The 3279-nt window shown below is 42.0% G+C and carries 5 protein-coding genes; all 5 read left to right on the top strand.

Annotation, left to right across the window (positions count from 1 at the left end):
* The first annotated feature begins 126 nt into the window (after nt 1-126).
* Nucleotides 127-369, top strand: coding sequence for a DUF1653 domain-containing protein (locus HMPREF9453_RS00845; protein ID WP_008858655.1), 243 nt, complete (start codon nt 127-129; stop codon nt 367-369).
* Nucleotides 369-752, top strand: a complete 384-nt coding sequence (locus tag HMPREF9453_RS00850) for a (deoxy)nucleoside triphosphate pyrophosphohydrolase (RefSeq protein WP_008858656.1) — start codon at nt 369-371, stop codon at nt 750-752. The genes HMPREF9453_RS00845 and HMPREF9453_RS00850 overlap by 1 nt, the downstream gene beginning before the upstream one ends.
* Before the next feature lie 24 nt (nt 753-776).
* Nucleotides 777-1082: an HNH endonuclease signature motif containing protein gene (locus tag HMPREF9453_RS11160; protein ID WP_008858657.1), complete on the top strand. Its 306-nt coding sequence runs from the start codon at nt 777-779 to the stop codon at nt 1080-1082.
* A 176-nt stretch (nt 1083-1258) separates the two neighbouring features.
* The gene (gene zorA, locus HMPREF9453_RS00860) at nt 1259-3013 is read left to right on the top strand and encodes an anti-phage ZorAB system protein ZorA (RefSeq protein ID WP_008858658.1); all 1755 of its coding nucleotides are present in this window, start codon (nt 1259-1261) and stop codon (nt 3011-3013) included.
* A gap of 80 nt (nt 3014-3093) precedes the next feature.
* Nucleotides 3094-3279: hypothetical protein (locus HMPREF9453_RS12040; protein ID WP_008858659.1), on the top strand; the 186-nt coding region annotated here is incomplete at its 3' end.

Raw genomic sequence — 3279 nt, forward strand, 5'->3', positions numbered from 1 at the left:
AGGAGGGAATAACCCCGAAAAAATTAGATTTTCCAGGGGCTTTATAAAGTTACCCTTAAAGCAGGCTTGTTGTCGGGAGCTTATGTTTCAAGCTTCTCAAATCTCTATATTCCCAAAGGAGACCAAATGCGTGAAAATCCAAAAGCCGGAGAAATCTGGCACCACTTCAAAAACCATGACTACCAGATCATAGCCATAGCCACCCATACAGAAACAAGAGAAAAACTGGCAGTCTACCGGGCCCTTTACGGCGACTACGGTATCTACGCCCGGCCTTTGGCCATGTTCCTGTCGGAAGTGGACCATGAAAAATATCCGGACGTGAAACAGAAATACCGTTTCGAAAAGAAAATCGAAGGAAAATCCTGATGAAAACCATTCATGTGGCAGCGGCGGTGATTGTAGAAAATCATAAAATATTTGCTGCCCGCCGGGGCTATGGGGAATTCAAAGGATACTGGGAATTTCCCGGCGGCAAAATAGAAAAAGACGAAACGCCGGAAACAGCCCTTCGGCGGGAAATCAAAGAAGAACTGGCCGCTGATATCAAAGTAGACCGACTCCTGGGCACCGTGGACTACGACTATCCCCAGTTTCACCTCACTATGGAATGCTACCTGTGCCACGTAGCAAGGGGGACCCTGACCATCCTGGAACATTCCGCCTTCCGTTGGGTGAAGAAAGAGGAACTGGAAAATGTGGACTGGCTTGGCGCCGACAGGATAGCAGTGGAGTGGGTGAAGCAGCTGTAATAAAGTCGGAACAATTCGTTTTTAATGGGAATGAATAATGGATATACAAGGAATCCATTCGTTAGAAAGCAGAGCCTTGCCCAGAGCACTCATAAACCCTACATGGAGGGGCATCATATCATCCATTTTGCTGTGCGGCAATCCTTTAACCATAGTCTGGATGTATACGCCAACCTCATATGCCTTTGCCCTATTTGCCATAGAAAGATTCATTTGGGGCTGAAAGAAGAGAGAAAAGATATGTTGAAAGAAATCTATGAGCAGAGGGAAGAAAGATTTGAAAAGAGCGGGCTGGCACTTACAGAAAATGAATTTGTGGAGCTGGGGTAATAGAGAGGTAAAACATCTGACTGTTATAAATTGTTTGATACCGTTACGGAGAAGTATTGAACTATGCCTATGTCCATTTTATTTGTCGCAGAAAGCTTGCATATGATATTATTAGATTAAAACATGCAAAGAAATAAAACTGTAACCTGATTGGCGGATTATAAGGAGAATTAAGCATGCGTACTTTTTGGCTATTTGTCGGTCCCATTGTTACTGGTATTTGGTACTATTTATTGTTTGTGGCTGCATGGGTACTATGGTATCTGAAATTTAAAAAAAATTACAATATTAAGAAAAAACAAATCAAAGAACTATCAACCTTACTTGACGGCTATGAAGAAAAATCACTTAATGATATGGGAGTATTTGAGAATTTTAAAGCTTCGATGAAAGAGTCAAGCTTTGCGTCCTTGTGGAAACAGTACGAAACATCATTAATCTATTTGGGCCCGGATACTGAAGGTAAGTTTAAAATTTACAGTACAGATAATGCGGATTGCTACTTCAATAGTGAAACATTATCCCACGGCCTTATGTTGGGATTTTGGAAGAATCTTGCCGGAATATTTACAGCTATTGGTATTTTAGGAACATTCCTCGGCCTTACTGCTGGTCTCTATGGAATCAATATTAATTCTAAAGATTTGGAAGTGTTAAGTTCTGGTATTCAGAATCTGTTTCAAGGCCTCTCAACTGCTTTCCTGACATCCGTAGTGGGTATAATTTGTGCAATTATCTATAATATTTGCTATTCCCGACTCATGAGAGACTATAACCAAATGATTAATGAAGTGGCATCTAAGCTGGATTCTATTTTTACTCATAAAAATACAGAGCAAATATTGGCAGACAGCCTTATTGAATCAAAGCAGCAGACAGAACAGATGAAATTATTCAGTACCCAGCTTGTAACTGCTATTTCAGAAAGTTTGGATACCAGTTTCCAGGAGCAGCTGGTACCTGTATTTGATGAATTGAGGAAATCGATTGACAAGCTGAACAGCAGTGGGGCAGATGCTTTAGCCGGAAGCATTGATGAGAAGACAGGAAAGCAGCTGGCTTCTTTTGCTGCAACGTTGGACAAACTGCAGCAGTCCATGAATCTTGCCTTTGAAAAGTCTGCTAAACAGAATGAGGACAATGCAAGGCAGTTAAATGAGGCAGTAAAAGCGTTAACAGATGCTTCCAATACAGCTAATCGGTCAATTCTTGAGCATGCTGGGCAGGCGGCCAATACAATGGGTAATGCTTTGACGGGCGCTGCTGCATCTATTTCCAAAACCGGTAATGAACTTTCTACCGTGTCGAGCAGTATGAAGAAGAGCTTGGAAGAGACTCTTAGTATGGTTCATGATGATATGGAACGACATGAAGCTGCTTTAAAGACAATGGTTGAGAGTCTGCAGACCACAATTTCCAGAAATAAAGAATTAATTAACTCTGCAGGGGATGCAGCCAGCAAATTTGCGGATGCATCACGGCCTATGGCACAGGTGTCGGAGCAGATTGGCCAGAGTTTGGATAAAGCGATTGATGTCCAGCAGTCTATCAGTAAGGAGTTAAATAGGCAGGCAGGCACTATTCAAACGGCATCTGTGGCAAATGCCAATGCAGTCAAAGAAGTGAACGATGCGCTTAAACACATTGAAACTTCCTGGAAAGCATATGAAAATAACTTCAAGGGTGTTTCTGACGGACTGCAGAAAACTTTTGAAATTTTGAACAAAGGAATTAATGGATATAATGATGCAACGAATAGGGCATTGATTAAGAATTTAAGTGCTTTTGACTCCAGTATCAATACAGCATTATCCGGCATACAGGATTTGAATCAGGATCTTGCTGAATCGGTAGAAGATCTGAATAAATTTATAAACTCAAACTTCGCAGGTAAAAATCCCCTGCACCCCTTGAAAGTCCAGGCTTTGTAAACAGAAAAATAGCATGAGTCTTGCCAGTTTGGTATAATTATGTTGGCTCAAAAACATACCAAGCACCGGAGGCTCATGCTATGAAAAGTATATCACAAACCACCCAGCAGATGGAATCCATCTCGAAGAAAACTTCGGCGTTCTTCCGTCGTTATCATGTCGGCCAGATTCTGCGCGCGGCCAACGCTTGCAAGCTCAAAGGATTTTCCTCCATTCTCGTTTTCCTCGTGCTCGTAAGCATCATCTTCGAGAACCGCTCGCTCTAT

This window comes from Dialister succinatiphilus YIT 11850 (assembly GCF_000242435.1).
Taxonomy (GTDB): Bacteria; Bacillota; Negativicutes; order Veillonellales; family Dialisteraceae; genus Dialister; species Dialister succinatiphilus.